At 60.4% G+C, this 18,891-nt stretch carries 16 protein-coding genes; 4 read left to right on the top strand and 12 right to left on the bottom strand.

Translation table 11 applies throughout. The features are described from left to right. Positions 1 to 155: 155 nt before the first annotated feature. From Q0H50_RS00535 to Q0H50_RS00515, 5 genes are read right to left on the bottom strand one after another with little or no spacing between them, the layout of a single operon-like run. Positions 156 to 1,421, bottom strand: a complete 1,266-nt coding sequence (locus tag Q0H50_RS00535) for an acetylornithine/succinylornithine family transaminase (protein WP_294418195.1) — start codon at positions 1,419 to 1,421, stop codon at positions 156 to 158. A gap of 33 nt (positions 1,422 to 1,454) precedes the next feature. Next, positions 1,455 to 2,453 carry an acetylglutamate kinase gene (gene argB / locus Q0H50_RS00530; RefSeq protein WP_294418192.1) on the bottom strand — a complete coding sequence of 333 codons (999 nt, stop codon included), beginning with the start codon at positions 2,451 to 2,453 and terminating at the stop codon, positions 1,455 to 1,457. After that, entirely contained in the window at positions 2,450 to 3,775 is a 1,326-nt protein-coding gene (gene argJ, locus Q0H50_RS00525) for a bifunctional glutamate N-acetyltransferase/amino-acid acetyltransferase ArgJ (RefSeq protein ID WP_294418189.1), read from the bottom strand. Before argJ ends, argB begins: the two co-directional genes overlap by 4 nt. A 46-nt stretch (positions 3,776 to 3,821) precedes the next feature. Further along, the gene (argC, locus tag Q0H50_RS00520) at positions 3,822 to 4,886 is read right to left on the bottom strand and encodes an N-acetyl-gamma-glutamyl-phosphate reductase (RefSeq protein ID WP_294418188.1); all 1,065 of its coding nucleotides are present in this window, start codon (positions 4,884 to 4,886) and stop codon (positions 3,822 to 3,824) included. Then, positions 4,883 to 6,706 carry a nucleoside-diphosphate sugar epimerase/dehydratase gene (locus Q0H50_RS00515; protein WP_294418186.1) on the bottom strand — a complete coding sequence of 608 codons (1,824 nt, stop codon included), beginning with the start codon at positions 6,704 to 6,706 and terminating at the stop codon, positions 4,883 to 4,885. The genes argC and Q0H50_RS00515 overlap by 4 nt, the downstream gene beginning before the upstream one ends. A 167-nt stretch (positions 6,707 to 6,873) precedes the next feature. Between Q0H50_RS00515 and Q0H50_RS00510 the strand changes: the two genes are divergently transcribed. Together Q0H50_RS00510 and Q0H50_RS00505 are read left to right on the top strand one after the other, a co-directional pair. Continuing rightward, on the top strand, positions 6,874 to 8,184 hold the full coding sequence (locus Q0H50_RS00510; protein WP_294418184.1) for a glutamate-cysteine ligase family protein: 1,311 nt from the start codon (positions 6,874 to 6,876) through the stop codon (positions 8,182 to 8,184). Positions 8,185 to 8,294: 110 nt separating this feature from the next. After that, entirely contained in the window at positions 8,295 to 8,723 is a 429-nt protein-coding gene (locus Q0H50_RS00505; RefSeq protein WP_042436837.1) for a peptidylprolyl isomerase, read from the top strand. Between the two features lie 63 nt (positions 8,724 to 8,786). On the opposite strand, the gene Q0H50_RS00500 is transcribed toward Q0H50_RS00505, so the two are convergent. The 5 genes from Q0H50_RS00500 to pheS form a co-directional block, all read right to left on the bottom strand. Then, positions 8,787 to 9,293 carry a hypothetical protein gene (locus tag Q0H50_RS00500; protein ID WP_294418180.1) on the bottom strand — a complete coding sequence of 169 codons (507 nt, stop codon included), beginning with the start codon at positions 9,291 to 9,293 and terminating at the stop codon, positions 8,787 to 8,789. A 301-nt stretch (positions 9,294 to 9,594) separates the two neighbouring features. After that, the gene (locus Q0H50_RS00495) at positions 9,595 to 9,900 is read right to left on the bottom strand and encodes a hypothetical protein (RefSeq protein WP_294418178.1); all 306 of its coding nucleotides are present in this window, start codon (positions 9,898 to 9,900) and stop codon (positions 9,595 to 9,597) included. Between the two features lie 230 nt (positions 9,901 to 10,130). Beyond that, positions 10,131 to 11,015, bottom strand: a complete 885-nt coding sequence (locus tag Q0H50_RS00490) for a methionyl aminopeptidase (RefSeq protein ID WP_294418176.1) — start codon at positions 11,013 to 11,015, stop codon at positions 10,131 to 10,133. Between the two features lie 128 nt (positions 11,016 to 11,143). Next, positions 11,144 to 13,639 (bottom strand): phenylalanine--tRNA ligase subunit beta, encoded by a 2,496-nt coding sequence (gene pheT, locus Q0H50_RS00485; RefSeq protein ID WP_294418174.1) that lies wholly within the window; start codon positions 13,637 to 13,639, stop codon positions 11,144 to 11,146. A 181-nt stretch (positions 13,640 to 13,820) separates the two neighbouring features. After that, positions 13,821 to 14,903 carry a phenylalanine--tRNA ligase subunit alpha gene (gene pheS / locus Q0H50_RS00480; RefSeq protein ID WP_294418172.1) on the bottom strand — a complete coding sequence of 361 codons (1,083 nt, stop codon included), beginning with the start codon at positions 14,901 to 14,903 and terminating at the stop codon, positions 13,821 to 13,823. A 415-nt stretch (positions 14,904 to 15,318) separates the two neighbouring features. On the opposite strand from pheS, the gene Q0H50_RS00475 reads away from it, so the two are divergent. Beyond that, a complete protein-coding gene (locus Q0H50_RS00475) occupies positions 15,319 to 15,921 on the top strand; it encodes a GNAT family N-acetyltransferase (protein WP_294418170.1) in 603 nt (200 codons plus the stop codon). 257 nt (positions 15,922 to 16,178) lie between these two features. Beyond that, positions 16,179 to 16,595, top strand: coding sequence for a hypothetical protein (locus tag Q0H50_RS00470; protein WP_294418168.1), 417 nt, complete (start codon positions 16,179 to 16,181; stop codon positions 16,593 to 16,595). Between the two features lie 154 nt (positions 16,596 to 16,749). On the opposite strand, the gene Q0H50_RS00465 is transcribed toward Q0H50_RS00470, so the two are convergent. Together Q0H50_RS00465 and Q0H50_RS00460 are read right to left on the bottom strand one after the other, a co-directional pair. Then, positions 16,750 to 18,405 (bottom strand): lipopolysaccharide core heptose(II) kinase RfaY, encoded by a 1,656-nt coding sequence (locus Q0H50_RS00465; protein ID WP_294418165.1) that lies wholly within the window; start codon positions 18,403 to 18,405, stop codon positions 16,750 to 16,752. 15 nt (positions 18,406 to 18,420) lie between these two features. After that, positions 18,421 to 18,783: a hypothetical protein gene (locus Q0H50_RS00460; RefSeq protein WP_294418163.1), complete on the bottom strand. Its 363-nt coding sequence runs from the start codon at positions 18,781 to 18,783 to the stop codon at positions 18,421 to 18,423. Positions 18,784 to 18,891: the final 108 nt, after the last annotated feature.

Raw genomic sequence — 18,891 nt, 5'->3', positions numbered from 1 at the left:
ATACCGCAAGTTTTAACGATGAGCGAGATGAAATCGAAATTTGCGAAGAATATGCCGCTTCTTTCGAATTGGCTTACCCTTGCAGCGGAATCACACCTACCTAAACGCCAGGGGCCCGCTTAATCGCGTGGCCCCTGGCAGACCTTGCAAAGCCGTTAGGCCTCGATCATTTGATTGAGACGCTCCACCATTACATCGATATCGCCCTTCTCGCACACCAACGGCGGAAGGAAACGCAGGGTATGGGCTCCCGTTGCATTGAGCAGCAGGCCTTTTTCCAGCGCCTTCTGGACCAAAGCGGGCGCATCAACCGATTCGTCAAGGTCGATAGCGTTCATGAGGCCGACGCCGCGGACCTCCTTGACCTTCGATACGCCGGCAAGCTGCTGGCGCATATACTCACCGGTTTCCTGCACATGCTGCTGAAAACCATCGGAAAGCGTATCGAGCGTTGCCGTTGCAGCCGCAATCGCCAGGCAGCTGCCGCCGAACGTGGTGCCGTGGTCGCCAGGCTGATACGCCTTTGCGATATGGGCAGGAGCCGCGCAGGCGCCCATGGGCATTCCGCCGGCGATGCCCTTTGCCATGGTCACGATATCGGGGGTGACCCCAAAATGCTGGAAACCGAACGGGGTACCGCAACGGAAGATTCCAGTTTGCACCTCGTCGCACACCATAAGGGCACCATGGTCCTTGGTGAGGTTACGCACCGCCTCCAGGAACTCCTTCGTGCACGGATGCACGCCGCTTTCACCCTGGATGCACTCGAGCATAACAGCGCAGATATCCCGACCCTGCTGCTCGAACAGACGCGTAAGGGCTTCAACATCATTGATGGGGGTGCTCACAAAACCACCGGGCAGCGGCTGGAACGCCTCCTGCTTCGCAGGCTGAGCAGTGGCGGCAAGCGTTGCCAGCGTACGGCCATGGAAGCTGCGGTCCAAGACCACGATGGTGCGGGGAGCGCCATCGAACGCCTGCTTAATCCCAGCTTCATCCGCACCTGCAGCTCGCGCCGCCTCTTCGGCGTTCTTGCGCGCATACAAGCGAGCGAGCTTGATAGCGCACTCGTTGGCCTCGGCTCCGGAGTTTGCGTAGAACGTCTGCCACGGCTCGGGACTTGCCGAATCGCCGCCATTGAGTAGCGCGGAGATTTTACGGGAAAGCTCGCCACGGCCCTCGATGTAGTAGTAATTGCTCACGTGAATCAGACGCTGAGACTGGTCTTGCAAAGCCTTGGTGATGGCGGGATGGCAATGACCGAGGCTACACACGCCGATGCCGGCAATGAAGTCGAGGTACTTATTGCCCTCAGCATCTTTGACTTCCATGCCCTTGCCGGAAACGAGCTCGACGGGCTTACGGGCAAACGTATGCATTACATACTGCGATTCAAGTTCCTGCTGTTGCTCTAGCGACATGCTATCGACTTCCTTCGTAAGGTAACGGTTGTTTTAATGCACGGAAGAACTTTGGATAGAGGCCTTCTGGGCAGCCTCGACTTCTTCACGGTTCTCCAGAAGCTTCGAAGCGAATTTGCCCAGAGGATGGCTATCGAAACGATAGGCCTCCTCAGTGGAATGCATGGTCGTGCCGACGCCGGTGCTGGTAAGCATTTCGAGCAGCAGAGAATGAGGCGTGGTCCCGTTGATGATATGCGCACGCTGCACGCCGTTTTCCAGCGCATGGATGCACGACTTCAACTTCGGGATCATGCCCGTGGACACCACGTTGTTCTCGACCATATAGCGCGCCTCGAACACGGTAAGGTTGGAGATGAGCGAGCTTTTATCCTCAAAGTTCTCGTACAGGCCGTCAACGTCGGTGAGGAACACCGCCTTATGGGCGCCGATGGCGGCAGCGATATGGCCTGCAACCATGTCGGCGTTCACGTTGTAGAAGCCGCCGTCCTCTCCGATCGCGACCGATGCGATAACCGGAATATAATCCGATGCCACCAAGTCATCGAGCAGAGGGCGATTGATGCGCGTGATATGGCCGACACGACCTAGATCAGGACTTGCCTGTTCGGCCACGATAACGCCACCGTCAGCGCCGGAGACGCCCACGGCGAAATTGCCATGATGATTCAAGGCCTCGACCAGTTCCTGGTTAACCTCGCCCATAAGGACGGTGCGGACAAGATTCATAGCCTCAGGCGTGGTAACGCGCTGGCCATCCTTGAACTCGACGGGGATTTCCATGAGGTCCATCGCCCTGGTGATGGCCTTTCCGCCACCATGGACGATGACGGGGTTCACGCCGACGATCTTGAGCAGCACGATGTCGCTCATGACATCCGCGCGCAGCTTCTCGTCGACCATGGCCGATCCGCCGTATTTGATGACGACGGTTTTACCCGTGATGTTCTTGATCCACGGCAGCGCCTCGACGAGGATCTTAGCTGCCTCAGTTGATGCGCCCTCGGGGCGCGTATCCTTTGCGTACTTCATGAGCGGTAATCTCCATTGATAGTGACGTATTCGTGCGAGAAATCGCATGTCCACATGGTTGTTGCGCAGTTGCCGGCGCCAAGATCGACATCGATGACGACCTCGGGATCTTCGAAACGGCGAAGGGCCTCTTCCTCATCGAATTCCACGGTAAGGCCTTTTCGGCATACCGGAAGTCCCATGATGTCGATGGACACATCGCCTTGGGAAAACGCCGCGCCGGACCTGCCGAGCGCCGCAGCGATACGGCCCCAATTCGCATCATGCCCGTACACCGCCGTTTTCACCAGCGGCGAATTGGCTACGGTACGCGCTGCCTTATCCGCATCCGCCGAATCCGCAGCGCCTGCCACGTTGACGGTGATCAGACGCGTGGCGCCTTCGCCATCCACCGCCATCTTTCGGGCGAGCGCAACGCAAACGGTGCGCAATGCGTTTTCAAACGCATCGAAAGCAGGCGAGCCGGGCTGCATGCACGCGGAGCCTTGCGGCGCCGCAGCGCCGCTTGCCATAAGGAAGCAACAATCATTCGTAGAGGTGTCGGAATCGACGGTGATCTTGTTGAAGCTGATCCCGACCGCCTTCAAAAGAGCCTCATGCAGATGGTTTGCGGCAACGGGCGCATCGGTGGTGATGACGCTGATCATGGTGGCCATATTGGGCATGATCATACCCGACCCCTTGGCCATGCCGCCGACCGTGAACGAGCACTCGTCATAGCCCAAGCCGTTGCCGCTGAACGTCACGGCGCATTCCTTCGGCTTGGTGTCCGTGGTCATGATGGCTCGAGCCGCATCGGCGCCGCCCGCAGCGGACAACGCCGAGACGGCCAAAGGCGCACCGCTCTCGAACGGCTCCATTTGCAGGTGCTGTCCGATAACACCCGTAGACGCCACCAAAACCTCCTGCGCCGGGCAACCGAGGGCATCGGCGACGATACCGGACGACTGACGCGCCGTCTGGAGGCCCTTATCCCCGGTAGCCGCATTGGCGATTCCCGAGTTGATGGCAACCGCACGCGCTACGCCATACCCCGCACCATCAAGATGCTCTTTGGACACCGTTACCGGAGCGGAGCAGAATACGTTCGTGGTGAACACCGCAGCGCATGCCGCCGGCTGATCGGCGGCAACCAACGCGAAATCCAAACGTTTTGGATCGGCGCGGAATCCCGCATGAATGCCGCAAGCCTTGAAACCCCTTGCCGACGCAACGCCGCCTGCCGGCAGGAACGGCAGGTCCGCGTAGGAGTCGGCGGTGCTTGCGTTATGCAGAGGCTTCACCGCGTCCCCCTTAGACGCGGCGGAAACTGCATGAGTCATTTACGCCCTCCTTCTGAAACGCCCGCCGAAACGGCGGGCGGATTGGCTATACGGGAACCGCCACCTTATCGAGGCCAAGGTCCTCTGGCAGCCCGAATACAATGTTAGCGCACTGAACAGCTTGATTAGCAGCGCCTTTGCAAAGGTTGTCTATAGCTCCGACGGCAATGAGCATGCCAACCCGCTCATTGACGGCAAGCCCGATATGAGCACAATTCGTGCCCACGACGGAAGACGTTTTGGGCATAACCCCTGCATCGAGCACCGTTACGAACGCGCTGTCTTGATAGAACTCTTTATAGCTCTCGACGATCTTCGCCACATCGCGCGTTGCCCCGGCTGCCAAGGGCAGGTTCACCGTAGACAGAAGCCCCCTGTTCAGCGGCGCCAAATGAGGGGTGAACACCAAGCGGTCGGAAACGCCCAGGATCTGCTCGATTTCAGGCGTATGGCGATGCGTTGCCACGCCGTAAGCCTCGAGATTCTCGTTTGCGAAGCAGAAATGGGTGCGCGCCGTAGCCTTCTTGCCCGCTCCGGTCACGCCCGAGATGGCATCTACGACGATAGGAGCCTTGTCGTCAACAAGGCCCAGACGTACGGCGGGCGCCGCGGCAAGCGTGGTTGCCGTAGGATAGCAGCCGGCGCAACCGACGACCGCTCCTTTGCCTTCCTTACGCTGCTGCGCAGCAGCGACAAGATCGTCGGGGAACAGCTCGGGCAAGCCGAAGGCGGCGCGCTTGAGCAGCTCGGTTTGAGTATGAGGGACTTTGTACCACTGCTCGTAAACAGCAGGGTCCTTCAAGCGAAAATCAGCGGACAGGTCGACCACCACGCCACCACGCTCGACGATACGAGGAGCCATAGCCATTGCCGCGGTATGAGGCACAGCAAGGAACACGACATCGCACTGATCGAGAACGGGATCATCGTGCCTGGAGAAGGCAAGGTCGGTAGCACCCGTGAAGCAGGGGTATTCCTTAGCAACGGGAGTTCCGGCAAGCTCATTGGAGGTAACGGCGACCAGTTCGAACTCGGGGTGCCGTAGCGCAACTCGGACCAGCTCTATACCAGCAAAGCCGGCCGCACCGACAATACCGCATTTGATGCTCATACTATGCCCTTCCCATTCGAGGTGTAATGGTACGTTGGGACCGCCTGTTCAAGCATGCGAATAGCTTCCCCATCAGTTGCCGAAAGCGCGTTTTCCAACTCATCGAGCTTTGAGGCTACCTGATCATAGCTGATTTCCTGGCCCGTGGAGATCATGATGGACTGGTTATCGGTGGGAAGCGTGCTCTCCTCGTCCATGAGCAGTTCCTCGTACATCTTCTCACCTTCGCGCAGACCCGTAAACTCTATTTTGATATCCACGTCCGGCGTAAGACCCTGCAGCTGGATAAGGCCTTTTGCCAAATCGACGATTTTGACGGGTTCGCCCATATCCAAAATGAAGATCTCCCCGCCATCTGCCATGCCTCCCGCCTGGATAACCAGTCGTGACGCCTCGGGGATGGTCATGAAGAAGCGCTCGATATCCGGATGCGTAACAGTGACGGGACCGCCGGCGGCGATTTGGCGCTGGAAGACCGGGATCACGCTGCCGTTCGATCCGAGCACGTTGCCGAAACGCACCGCAGTGAAAATAGTCTTGGAGGTACGCGCATAATACTGCACGATCATTTCGCCCATACGCTTGGTAGCGCCCATAACGCTGGTGGGGTTAACCGCCTTGTCAGTGGAGATGAAAATAAAGCGCGCAGCACCGTATGCGTCGGCGGCGCGAACGGCGTTCAACGTGCCGAACACGTTGTTGTGAACCGCCTCGCGCGGGCAATGCTCCATGAGGGGCACGTGCTTATGGGCCGCCGCATGGAAGACCGCGCCCGGGCGATACTTCGCAAACACCTCGTTAACGCGATCTTTGTCGCAGACGTTTCCGATCTCGATGACGATATCGATGTCGTCGTATTCGGACAGAAGCTCGTTGCGCAGCATATACGCATCGTTTTCGTAAATGTCGAAGATAACGATGCGAGCAGGCGCAACCGTGCACAGCTGACGGCAGAGCTCACTGCCGATAGAGCCGCCGCCACCGGTGACCAAAACCGTTTCGCCGGCGATATAACCGGAAACCGCACGAGTGTTGAGAACGATTTCCTCTCGACCAAGCAGGTCAGCCACATCGACGTCTCGCAGGCTAACATCCCCGATCTCATCGAGGGACAAGGCACGGACGTTAGGCAGCGTGCGCAGACGGCAATCCGTTTTAGTGCATTCGCCGTAAATGCGCTTACGCTCCTCAGGTGTGGATGAGGGAATGGCGACGACGATCTGCTCGATATCGTAGCGATCAACTAAATCGACGATATCGGAGGTTCCGCCAGAGACCTTCACGCCGTGAATGCGCTGACCGCGCTTGGCGGGATCGTCATCGGTGGCAACGATGGGGATACCGGGCATGAGCGGGTCTTTCGACGCCATGCGCCCGATTGCCAACGAACCCGTTTCACCTGCACCGACCACCAGCGTGCGCGGGCGGTCGCATGTGCGCTGCGACGAGGCGATTGCCCTTCCCTTCTGGCGCATGAAGCGGAACACGAAGCGGATACCGCCCATGAAGAAGATCAAAAGGAAACAAGAAACGACGAAAACCCTGATGGGAAGCCTGGTGCCGATAATCCACAGAAACACGGCGCCGCCCAACGTGCCCAGCACGGTCGCACCGACGATCTGGATAACCTCATCGATGCTGGCGTATTCCCATAGGTTGTTGTACAGGCGAAACGTTGCCAGCACCACAACGTTGATAAACGCGAGAATGCCCAAAACGAAGTAAATCTCGTTATTGACGAACACTTCTCCCTTAACGTTGGTGAGAATCGATGCAAGCCAATACGACAGATACGTGGCGATGATGTCGAGCAGCAACAAAAGCGCTGTTCTTTTTGTGATATGCACGTCCAAACCCGGCCCCGTCTTCATCTTCAAATAGAACAGTTCATAGTGTCAGATTACCTACAAAGGCTGCCGACTGAAGGCCTATTGTAGCCAAACTGGCGTATGATTGCAGCGATATTACCGGCCAAGGAGCTTGTTACATGAATATTCCAGCCCCCAAAAAGCATACGGACGTCGCCGCTGGCGATGTTTCCCAGCCTGCTCGGAAGCTCAACATCGAAGCATTGACGGCTTTTTTCCGAAGCGGCATCAAACCTGCTGGATCGCACGGGAAACTGGGCATCGAGCTAGAGCAGGCTATCGTGCGCCCCGACGGCTCCCCCGTCTCGTATAGCGAGGAAAACGGCGTTGCTCACCTGCTTGAACAACTGAGCGATTCTTACCCGCAAAGGACCGTAGACGAAGAGGGCGACCTTCTTGGCGTAGCTCGACCAGGAGAGGCGATCACCATCGAGCCTGCCGCCCAAATCGAATTGTCAGCAGGCCCGTTCGAGGACCTTCAAAAAGCAAAAGAGGTGTTTACCGCATATCGGGAAACGCTTGATAATCTGCTTACCCCCAAAGATATGCGCGTGGTGGCGCAGGGCTATCACCCTACCGCTACGGCACGCAGCCTGGACTTAATCCCTAAGCGCCGATACGCGTTCATGAACCGATACCTTAGCGCCAAGGATATCTACGGCCCTTGCATGATGCGCGGCAGCGCCTCAACGCAGATCTCCATCGATTACACGAGCGAACAAGACTGCCTCCGCAAGATGAGGATCGCCTATGCGCTCACCCCTATTTTGAGCCTGATCTGCGACAACTCGCCGGTGTTCGAAGGCAAGCCCCGCACGCATAAGCTGATAAGGACCGACATTTGGCGCCACACCGACAACGACCGATGCGGTCTTGTGCCCGGCGCGCTTTCAAGCGGCTTCTCGTTCGAGAGCTATGCGGAATACGTGCTGGACACGCCCGCTATCGTGGCGCCCGACGAGAAGGAAGGCTGGCGTTATTGCGAGCAAACCTTCGGGCAGCTGTACGCCGACAAGCCTATGACCCGAGAGCAAGTCGAGCACGCGGTTTCCATGCAATTCCCCGATGTGCGTCTTAAAACATATCTGGAAATCCGCCCGGCGGACTCTATGCCCATCCCCTACGTCATCGCCTACGCCGCCCTGATCAAGGGCTTGTTCTACGACGAAGGCAACCTGCAGCAACTCGAAGCCCTTTTCGTCGATGTCGACGCCGACGCATTCGAGCTGGCGAAAGACGACCTGATGGAGCACGGCTATGATGCCCATGTCTACGGGGCTCCAGTAGCAGACCTATGCGACCGGATTATCGCGATAGCCGAAAACGGGCTGAGCACCGGCGACCGCACGCTCCTTAAACCGCTTGCCGATTTGGTTGCCCAGCGAGTCACGCTTGCCGACCTGGCGGAGAGAGAAGGTGCGCAGGCGTAAAGCAACGGCAAGGGAACTTTTCACGGTTCCCACGGCATTACCGGGCTTGGCTTCGGGTTTGTCAGGTAGACTTAACCGAGCGAGATATCCATACGACAGGAGACGTTTCGATGAGCAACAAAGGCAAAAAGGTCAAAGTTCATTACACCGGCACGCTGGATGACGGCACGAAGTTCGACTCTTCCCTGGATCGCGGCGAGCCCTTGGAGTTCACGTGCATGGCCGGGCAGATGATCCCCGGCTTCGATGCGGCAGTTGAGCTTATGGAGCAGGGCGAGACCAAAACCGTGCACATCCCCGCTGCCGACGCCTATGGAGAGCGCAACGAGGAACTGGTGCAGCGCATTCCCCTGGATCAGATCCCCAACGGCAACGAGCTTCCCGTGGGCCAGACGGTGTACATGCAAAGCGGCGATGGTCAGATCTTCCCCGTGTTCGTGCAGTCGATCGAAGACGGCGTGGCAACCTTCGACATGAACCACGAGCTGGCAGGCAAGGACTTGAACTTCGAGATCACGCTGGTTGAGATCGAAGGCTAGCCGGTATCGTTTTTCAAGGTTCTCCAGGGCCGCTCTAACGAGCGGCCCCTTTCTTTGCCGACGCTATGCCGCCTGCAACCGGTCCATCAGGTTTTCCACCCTGTTGAGAAAATCGCCCTCGCAAGCTTCATTGAGCTTCTCGACCCTGGCGAGGAGGCGCTCATGACACGCCTCCTCCAAGGCATCCGGCACATACAGGCCCATGGACGCAGCACGTGCGGCCGCAAGCCTGCTGACGGAATCGGCCGCAGGACATGTGTCCTCGAAGCCGATAAAAGAGCAATCGCGGCAGGGCAGAGATTGCGCATCCGCCTTAAAAGACCCGCTTTCCGAGGAGGCATCGAAAACCCCGGATTCAGATTCACCTTGCCGAGATACCGGCACCTGATGCGTCAGATGCCAGAAGGCGCTTGCAAGAACCATATAGCGCTCGCAGCAATCCCAAGGACCTTCAAGCCAGACGCGATACGAAAGAGCTTGCGACCAGGGCACGCAGCCGAACATATGGGAATCTGCGGCTTCGTCTTGCTGCAGATTGTCTGCAGACAAAGCCGCCACACGCGCCTGCACAACGCGCTCGATGCTTGCTTGGCCGCGCCTTGCATGCACGATGAAACGCTCTTCGGGAAACACGCATAGGGCTTTGCCGCTCTTTCGCTTCACGGCGCAGTCGAGCATAGCGTCCAAGGCACGGGCCATGCGCTTGCGAGCGACGCGGCGTTGCTGCGGAGTTGCCTGCCTCCACCCCGGCAAGCGGCATGCATAGCCCTGCTCGACCATGGAAAGCAATGTTTCCCTGTCGCAGCACAACAGGGCGTCTTGCAATGTGGGGACCTGCTTTCGAGACACCGACCGCGCATCCCAGAGAAGATCAGAGCACAACATGGCCGACCTCCTGCACCAGGGATACGGCATCGTCGCAATCCATGACGCATGCGCATCGAAGCGGAAAGACGCCGGATAAAACCTGATCAAGCGCAGGATCATAGCCGATTTGATCGAATCCCGGCCAATCAGCAGCACCCTCGGTGCCGCAGCGCCCCTGGATAAGCCCCTCTTCGAACAGCTGGTATTCCATTGATTCGAGCGCGTTGTGCAACTGGCACAGCGGAAGCGCCGCTATAACGACCAATGCACCCGGTTGTGCGCAGCAAGACGTAGACCCGTTACCGGACATGGCAAGCACCTTCTTCGGTTGTTCCAAAACGGAGAGGATCTTGCAAGCGTGGCACGGGCAGCGAGGAACACCGCTGCCATCTACGGACGACCTTGGAAGGAAGCGCTTGCACTGGCTCTGATGTGTTGACGAAAGTATAGCACGATTTCGTACGTTTGTTCGTTATAATGTCGAAAAAAATCCCGGCAGGGTGGGCATTGCGGCCCGATTCCCCCTGCCGGGATGAAAGACTACCAGCTCAGAAGCTCGTAGCCGGTTTCCGTGACCACCAGCTGCACCTCCCATTGGGCGGAAGGCTTGCGGTCCGCGGTGCGGACGGTCCACCCATTGGGGTCGGTCATATCGATATCGTGGGCACCCATGTTGATCATCGGCTCGATGGTGAAGCAGCAGCCCGGTGCCAGCACCATGCCCGTTCCGGGGTCGGACACATGGCTGACGAAGGGGTCTTCATGGAACTCAAGGCCAATGCCGTGGCCACCGAACTCGCGCACCACCGAGAAACCCTGCGCGTGAGCGTATTCGTGCACCGCGGCGCCCACATCGCCCAGCAGTCCCCACGGCTTCACCGCGGCAAGACCCGCCTCAAGCGCCTTCTTGGTTTCCTCGACCAAGCGGCGCTTCTCATCGGACACCTCGCCGATGCAGAACATGCGCGAGGAATCGGAGTAGTAGCCGTCCAGGATGGTGGAGCAGTCGACGTTGACGATATCGCCGTCTTTCAACACATCATCAGGAGACGGGATGCCGTGGCAGACGACCTCGTTGATGGATGTGCAGACGCTTTTCGGATAGCCCTCGTAATCAAGGTCGGCCGGGACGCCGCCGTGCTCGACGGTGTAATCGTAGATCCACTTGTCGATCTCCTCGGTGGTGACGCCCACGCCGATGCGCTCGGCCACAAGGTCGAGCACGCCGATGTTGATGGCGGCGCTTCTCTTGATGCCCTCGATCTCCTCCGGCGTTTTCAGCAGGCTGCGCTGAGGAACCTCGAAGCCCTGCTCGTAAAGGCTTTGCAGGCGCTCGTCGAAATCGAGATGGCACTTCTTGTATTTACGCCCGCTGCCGCACCAGCATTCGTCGTTGCGACCGGGGCTTTTCAGATTGTCGTACATACCGCATCCTTTCGTTTGCGACCTATTGTAACGCTGTTAGCCATGGTTAAGTCTTACAAACCGCCTAAAACAAGGAAACCGCCGGGCATGGACTCGGCGGCTTCCCTAGACGCGTGGACTGATCGCCTTTACGCGCGGACCTCGGCGCCGGTGGCGCCGCAGACCTTCTTCACCAGCTTCGCATGGGCCTTGTCCACCTCTTCGCCGGTAAGCGTGCGGTCGGCAGCGCGATACGTCAATGCGTACGCCATAGATTTCTTGCCCTGGCCGATGCGCTCGGAGTCGCGATACACGTCGAACAAGCGCACCTCGGCCAGCAGCTTGCCGCCCGCAGACGACATGCACTGCTCCAGACGCTCGTGCGTGACATCCTCGTCGACCACGAACGCCTGGTCGATGGAAACGGCCGGGAACGTGGGCACGTCGACGTAATCGCGCGCGGGGCGGCAGGCCTTGGCAAGCGCCTCGACGTCCAGCTCGAAGGCCACGACGGGCGCCTGCGCGTCATAGGCTGCGCAAGCCAGCGGATGCAGCTCGCCCACCCAGCCGAGCACCGTGCCGCCGGAGAGCACCTGGGCGGCGCGGCCGGGCTGCAGATGCGGGGCCTCTTGCGCGGCCAGCGCCTTGTAGCGGACCTTCGGGATGGCCAGCTCGCGCATCAGGTTCTCCACGACGCCCTTGCCGTCGAAGAAGTCGAACGCCGCGGGCTGCGCGTTCCAGGCCGGGTCGCCGAACGCGCCGGCCATGACGCCGGCCAGGCGACGGCGCTCCTTGGGCTGTTTCTTGCCTTCGTGGGCGAAGAACACCATGCCCTGCTCATAAAGCTGGATGTTCTTCACACCACGAGCCTGGTTGTGCGCCACCGAGCGCAAAAGGCCCGGGATGATGCTCTGACGCATGACCGACTGGTCGGAGTTCATGGGGTTGATGAGCTCCACCGGGTCGCCCAGCCCCTCGACGGGCATGCGCAGACGCTCGAGCTCGGTGGGCTCGGCGAAGGAATACGTCATGGTCTCATTCAGGCCGGATGCGGTCATGGTGCGGTTGACGGTATCCAACACGTGCTCCATATGGGAGCGCACGCCGAAGCGGCCGCGGCCGCCGGGCAGCGTCTCGGGGATGAGGTCCATGCCGTACAGGCGCAGCACCTCCTCGTACAGGTCGATCTCGCGCGGCAGGTCGGGGCGGAACGTGGGGGAAACCACGTCGAGCACGTCCTCATCGGCGGTGTCCTCGGCCTTGCAACCCAAACGCTCCAGGATCTCGACGATGAACTCGCGCGGGATATCGGCGCCCATCATGGAGCGGAAGCGCGGGATGCGGAACTTCAACTGCGCAGCGACGGAAGGCTCGGGCCAGACATCGATGATGCCCTGTTCGTTGGCAGCGGCGGCGCTTACGGTGCCGCCAGCGACCTCCACGATGAGCGCAGCGGCGGCAGCGGAGCGCGCCTCGATGCCGTGGTCGTCCACACCGCGCTCGTAGCGCATGGAGCTTTCGCTGATAAGCCCAAGGTTGCGGCTGGTGCGGCTGGTGCGGCCCGCCTCGAACGTGGCGGCCTCCAGCAGGATGTTCACCGTGCCGTCGGTCACTTCGGTATCAAGGCCGCCCATGACGCCCGCCAAGGCCACCGCGCCCTGCTCGGGGGTGGAGATGACGGTCATGTCGCCGGTAAGGGTGCGCTTCTCGCCGTCGAGCGTGGTCAGCGGCTCGCCATCCTGCGCGGCGCGCACCACGATGTGCGCACGGCCGTCGGCGTTCTTCAGCTTGTCCAGGTCGAACGCGTGCAGCGGCTGACCGAACAGGAACAGGATGTAGTTCGTGACGTCGACGATGTTGTTGACCGAGCGCTGGCCGATGGCGGCAAGGCGCTCGACCATCCAGTCGGGGCTGGGGCCGACCTTGCAGCCGCGGATGACGCGCGCCGTATAACGCGGGCAGCGCTTGGCATCCTCGACCGTGATCTGAACCTCATCGTCAACAGGGGTTGCGGAGGCGTCGAGCTGGAGCTTGCCGGCCATCTCGGACAGCGGGTCGTTCCAATCGCGACGGTACATCGCGCCCACCTCGCGGGCCAAGCCGGCGATAGAGAGGCTGTCGGGGCGGTTCGGTGTGATCTCCAGGTCGAGCACGGTGTCGGTAAGGCCGGCGTACTCGGCGAACGGGACGCCCACCGGGGCGTCTTCGGGCAAGATCATGATGCCGTCATGGTCGCCGCTCAGGCCAAGCTCGCGCGCGGAGCAGTTCATGCCGAAGCTGGCAACGCCGCGAAGCTTGGACTTCTTGATCTTCACATCCCCGGGCAGCTCCGCGCCGACCATGGCGGTGACGATATGATCGCCCTCGTTGAAGTTCTGCGCGCCGCAGACGATCTGCAGCGGCTCGGGGTTGCCTTCCTTGTCGACGTTAAGCTCGCCCACGTCGACCGAGCACACCCACATGTGATCGGAGTCGGGATGATGCTCCTTTTTGAGGACCTTGGCGGTTACCACATGGTCGAACGCGGCGCCAAGCGTCTCAACGCCTTCCACGCCCGTTCCCGTAAGGTCGAGCTTGTCGCAGAACGCCTTGATGTCCGTGGGGACCTCAACGTATTCGTTCAGCCATTTCAGCGATACTTTCATGACATTCTCTTTCTATAGCATCGGCGCAAGCCGATGAAAGTCAGTGGGACGACCGAGTTTGCCGGTTTCTACCCGAGCGACGGGCCGTGCCGCATCGCCCGTGCGCCGAAAGCGGGAACCCGAACCGGATCCCGCCCATCCGCACAGCCGAGCGGTTTCGGCCGCCATCAGGCAGGTGGGGCTAGAACTGGCGAAGGAAGCGCATATCGCCCTCGAGCAGCATACGCAGGTCGGGGACGTTGTACTTCAAGCACGCAACGCGCTCGACGCCCACGCCGAACGCGAAGCCCGAATACTCCTCCGGGTCGATGCCCGACATGCTGAGCACGTTGGGGTCGACCATGCCGCAGCCCAAGATCTCCAACCAGCCCGTGCCCTTGCACATGCGGCAGCGCTCGCCGTCGTGCAAATGGCCCGTGCCGCCGCACACGCCGCAGCTAACGTCGGCCTCGGCGGAAGGCTCGGTGAACGGGAAGTAATGGGCGCGGAAGCGCGTTTTGCGATCGGGGCCGAACATCTGCTTGCAGAAGTAATCCAGCGTGCCCTTCAGGTCGCCGAACGAGATGCCTTTGTCAACGACCAGGCCCTCGATCTGCGTGAACTGCGGCAGGTGGCTGGGATCGGCGACGTCGCGACGATACACCTTGCCCGGGGCGATGATGTAGATGGGCGGCTTCTGCTGCTCCATGACGTGCACCTGCACTCCGGAGGTTTGCGTGCGCAGCAGCACCTTGGACTCGCCGCGCACCGCGGACTCCTCGCCAGAGCGGTCGACCACGTAGAAGGTGTCCTGCATGCTTCGGCTGGGATGGTCCGCCGGGGCATTGAGGGCCTCGAAGTTATAGTAGTCGGTTTCCACCTCAGGACCTTGCGCCACGGTGTAGCCCAGACCCAGGAAAATCTCGGAAATCTGATCGGTGATGGCGTTGATGAGATGGCGCGTGCCCACCTGCTGGCCGCGGCCCGGCAGCGTGACGTCGACGGCCGCCGCATCGATGGCGGCCTCAAGCTCCTTGGCGGCAAGCTCGCGCTTGCGCTCCTCGAGCGCCGCCTCGACGGCGCCGCGCACCTCGTTCACCGCTTTGCCCACGGCGGCGCGCTCCTCCTTCGCCACCTGGCCCATGCCGCGCAGGTAGCCCGTCAACGTGCCGGCCTTGCCCAGCACCGCCACGCGCACCTCGTCGAGCGCGGAAGTGTCCGCAGCCTGTTCGATGGCAGCCAGCGTGCTCGTGCGCAACGCCGACAGCTCGTCCACGATTGCCATGTGTCCGATCCTTTCCACATTTGCCGACGACCGCCGGATGCGGCCGATAAAAAAAGAGCCCTCTTCGCCTTTGGCCTGGGATCTGCCCAGTCCAAGGACGAGAGAAGGCTCTCGCGGTACCACCTTGGTTGACGGACGCGCCTACGCGCGAGCCGCCCGCTTCATTCGCCCCGATAACGGAGGGCCGCCGCCATGGCCTACTAAAACGTCCGCGCTGCCGCGCCCCGCTTTCAGCCGTGATGCTCGGAAGGGAATCAGCGCGCTTGCCGCCCGGGTCCTTTCAGCCGATGAGACCCGTCTCTGCCGACCGCGATGATGCGCGCCGCTGTCTTCGTCTGTGCATGTGCTTACGGAGTATACCGCAAAGCAGTAGTACCATGGGCTCTGAATCGAAAAACGAGAAGGAGCCCTTTTCATGACCACTCCCGTCATCCGCCTTGCGACCAGCGCCGACTCCGACGCCATCTTGGATATCTACGCACCTTATATAGGCACGTCCATAACGTTCGAGGAGGAGGTGCCCGCGCGCGAGGCCTTCCAAGCCCGCACGGACGGCGTGCTTGCCGCCCACCCCTACCTGGTCGCCGAGCTCGACGGCAAGGTGGTGGGCTACGCCTATGCCCACGAGCTGCGCGAACGCGGCGCCTATCGATGGAACTCCGAGCTTTCCGTGTACCTGGCGCCCGCCGCGCAGGGCCATGGGCTGGGCGCCGTGTTGTACCGTGCGCTCATCGATTTGTGCGCCGCACAGGGAATCACGGCGGTATACGGCATTGTGACCAGCCCAAACGACCCCAGTCAGCGCTTGCACGAGAACCTCGGCTTCGAAGTGATGGGGCGTCAACGCCACGCCGGCTTCAAGTGCGGGCAATGGCACGACGTCACCTGGTACGTGAAGTTTTTAACCGACCGCTTCGAGGACGACCCCGCCGAGCCGATTCCCTTCCCGCTGCTATGCGATCAGCACCCGCAAGCGGTGAAGAACGTCCTTGATCGGGCGAACTCGTCCCTGCGATAAGACGCGGGCTTGGTCGCAGCCAGCGAGGGGCGCGGCGGACCATGGCGATCCGCCCCTGTAGCAACGTGTGCAACGGCTCACGGCGATCCGCCCCTGTTCGCGAAGCTGCGCGGAGAACGGTAAACCGTTAGGTAACGCCCGCCGGCACGCGCCCTTTGCGCAAGAAAAGAACAATACAGTAAACACCGCGCCCTGCAAGGCCGCAAACTCACCTTGCAAGGCGCGACACATTGCATCACCGAAACGTTAGGCTCCTCATGAAAAACTACTTCCAACGATTAGCTCAACGCATGGCTGTGTGGATGCAGGGCCGTTACGGCAACGACGACCTTGGCAACGCGCTGGTGGCGTTGGGCATCATCACCATGCTGGCCTCCATCCTGCCGCACTGCGGATGGCTTTCCTATGTCGCGCTTGCGGCGATGGCGCTGGCCATTTGGCGCACCTGCTCGAAGAACATCGGGAAACGCCGTCAAGAGAACCAGAAGTACCTGCGCCTATCCGCCAAACCCCGACGCAGCTACGAGCTGGCGAAGAAGAAGTGGGTAAACCGCAACACCACGAAGTACTTCCGCTGCAAACACTGCGGACAGGAGCTTTCCGTGCCGCGCGGAAAGGGAACATTGCGCGTGGTGTGCCCGAAATGCAAGACGGAAACGAAGATGAAGTCGTAGCAGGCGCCATTTTGTCGAAAACAAAAACCGAGAACACAACGAAAAAGCGCCTGAAAAGGCGTTTTTTCGTCATCCATGGCACTCGAACTCTCAATGCTTCCCGACACGCGCGCCGCAAAAGGCCGCTCATCAGGCGCATATGCCATCTAAGGCGCTATCTTCGCTTTCGTAGGATGTCCGTAACCACCCAGATGGACAACACCAGCGCGCCCAGATAGCCGAAGAAGGACAGCACGGGAACCCCGAGAACGCGCGGCTCCATGGTGGACAGCGCCACCATGGACGAGCCGATGAACAGGCCGGCGACGATAATGCCCAAAGATAGCCTGTTGATGATGATCGAAAGGCCGCGCATGGGCGCCTCGGAGCCCAGGACCTCCATGTTCACCTTAACCTGCCCGCGCGTGAGCATATGCAGCGCCTGACCTGCATACTTCGCCGTGTCCAGCGTGCCCGATCCCGCAGCGCGCAGCGCCAGCGCCAATTCCTGCATAGCGCTTATCAGCTCGGCTTTCGTATCCTTCGTGCGTTGGATATGCGCATTGATGATGGACACCATGTTCTCATTGGGAATGAGAGGCATGACGGTGCCCTCGAGGGTGACGATGCCGCGCGACACGCTGGTGATGGACGGCGGCAGCGTGACCTTGCATTGACGCGTAAGGTTCAAAATGTCCGAAAGCAGCTGGCCGACGTCGATGGCGCTGACGTCGCATGAACCGTAGTCCTTCAGCAGCAGATCCAGGTCTGCCAAAAAGCGCGTATGGTCGATGGCGTTGTTGTCGCGCTGGATGGCGAACGCCAGCAGGGCGTCTTTGAGCTCCGAGGCGCTTTGCATGCCCACCGCCTTGATGATGGAGCCGAACCCCGCGCGGTCGCGCGGGGAAAGGCGGCCCATCATGCCAAGGTCGATGTAGACGATCTTCCCGTCGCGCACCAACATATTGCCCGGATGCGGGTCGGCATGGAAGAAACCGAAATCCAGCACCTGCGTGGCGTAGTTGTCCAGGATCTTCTCGCCGATTTCCTGAAGATCGTATCCCGCGGCGCGCAGCTTCTCGAAATCGTCGATGGGGATGCCGTCGACGTACTCCATGACCAGGATGTTCTCGCGACACAGCTCGGGATACACCTTCGGGCATGCTATAAAGGCCACATCCTTGTTCAGCAGCGCAAACTCCTGCAAGTTGGCAGCTTCGCGCTTGAAATCCGTTTCCTCGAGAAACGTTGCCCACAGCTCCTCGACCACATCGCGCAAGTCGAGCATCTGCCCGTCTTTGATGACTCGCGACGCCTGTCGGGCCACGATGCGCATGATGTCGATATCCTGCGCCATAGTGGCGCGCACCCCTGGCCGCTGAATCTTCACCGCCACCACGCTGCCATCGGCAAGACGCGCCTTGTGAACCTGCGCCAAAGAAGCGCTCCCGAGCGGTTTGGGGTCGATCTCGGCGAACAACTTCTCGCGCTCATCCCCATAGATGGCGTCCATGGCCGCGAGCATCTCATCGAACGGAAGCGGCTTCGACCTTGCCTGCAGCTTCTTGAGCTCGTCGCAATAGGCCTTCGGCAAGATCTCCGAACGGGTGGAAAGCGTCTGCCCGATCTTCACGAAGCTAGGGCCCAAGCCCTCCAGCATGCTACGGAAGGATTCAGGCGTGAACCCCTTCGTGAAATGATGCTTCTGCATGATGGTGTATATCTCGCGCAGCCTTTGCGCGCGCGTTTTGCGCGTGAGGTTGAACTGCCCCTCGGGATCCAGATCGGAACCCGAGGAGAAGAAGTATTTCAACAGCGTGTTGTCGGCCATGGAAGCACGCGACCCCTATTGCTCGGCGGACGCTTCGGCCTGGTCGGAGGAATCCTGGGGATCCTCGGCCTGCGGCTGCTCCTGCACGGGCTGCGCCGCCGGACGCGCGGCGATCTCGGCCGCCTTCGCGGCGAAGGCCTCGCGCTCCTCGGGGGTCATGACCGACATGCGCGCCTCAAGCGCATCGAAACGCGCGGATTGCGCGGCGTTGGCCGCCTTATGCGCAAGCTCGGTGTTGATCTGCTTGCCCTGCTCGACGGTAAGCTCGCCTTTCGCGATAAGCGTGCTCACCAGATCCGTTGCCTTCTCGCCCGTGATGGCCATAGCCCCCACGCCAGCCAGGAAGATGTCCTTGAAACCATCGCCGATCGTTGCCATGTCGGCCTCCCCTTCTTCACATGCTCGCACATTCGGCAAGCCCCTACGGTTCCCATAATGCTACACGCCTGGGCGCGAAAGCGACCTCGAACGCGAAGTTGAAGCCGA

This window comes from uncultured Senegalimassilia sp., from assembly GCF_934632265.1.
GTDB lineage: Bacteria > Actinomycetota > Coriobacteriia > Coriobacteriales > Eggerthellaceae > Senegalimassilia.
This window is presented reverse-complemented; position numbering and strand designations above follow the sequence as displayed.

Coding starts and splice junctions, on each gene's coding strand:
- Q0H50_RS00535 (WP_294418195.1), bottom strand. CDS start 1,421: ATGTCGCTAGAGCAACAGCAGGAACTTGAATCGCAGTATGTAATGCAT.
- argB (WP_294418192.1), bottom strand. CDS start 2,453: ATGAAGTACGCAAAGGATACGCGCCCCGAGGGCGCATCAACTGAGGCA.
- argJ (WP_294418189.1), bottom strand. CDS start 3,775: ATGACTCATGCAGTTTCCGCCGCGTCTAAGGGGGACGCGGTGAAGCCT.
- argC (WP_294418188.1), bottom strand. CDS start 4,886: ATGAGCATCAAATGCGGTATTGTCGGTGCGGCCGGCTTTGCTGGTATA.
- Q0H50_RS00510 (WP_294418184.1), top strand. CDS start 6,874: ATGAATATTCCAGCCCCCAAAAAGCATACGGACGTCGCCGCTGGCGAT.
- Q0H50_RS00505 (WP_042436837.1), top strand. CDS start 8,295: ATGAGCAACAAAGGCAAAAAGGTCAAAGTTCATTACACCGGCACGCTG.
- Q0H50_RS00495 (WP_294418178.1), bottom strand. CDS start 9,900: ATGTCCGGTAACGGGTCTACGTCTTGCTGCGCACAACCGGGTGCATTG.
- Q0H50_RS00490 (WP_294418176.1), bottom strand. CDS start 11,015: ATGTACGACAATCTGAAAAGCCCCGGTCGCAACGACGAATGCTGGTGC.
- pheT (WP_294418174.1), bottom strand. CDS start 13,639: ATGAAAGTATCGCTGAAATGGCTGAACGAATACGTTGAGGTCCCCACG.
- pheS (WP_294418172.1), bottom strand. CDS start 14,903: ATGGCAATCGTGGACGAGCTGTCGGCGTTGCGCACGAGCACGCTGGCT.
- Q0H50_RS00475 (WP_294418170.1), top strand. CDS start 15,319: ATGACCACTCCCGTCATCCGCCTTGCGACCAGCGCCGACTCCGACGCC.
- Q0H50_RS00470 (WP_294418168.1), top strand. CDS start 16,179: ATGAAAAACTACTTCCAACGATTAGCTCAACGCATGGCTGTGTGGATG.
- Q0H50_RS00465 (WP_294418165.1), bottom strand. CDS start 18,405: ATGGCCGACAACACGCTGTTGAAATACTTCTTCTCCTCGGGTTCCGAT.
- Q0H50_RS00460 (WP_294418163.1), bottom strand. CDS start 18,783: ATGGCAACGATCGGCGATGGTTTCAAGGACATCTTCCTGGCTGGCGTG.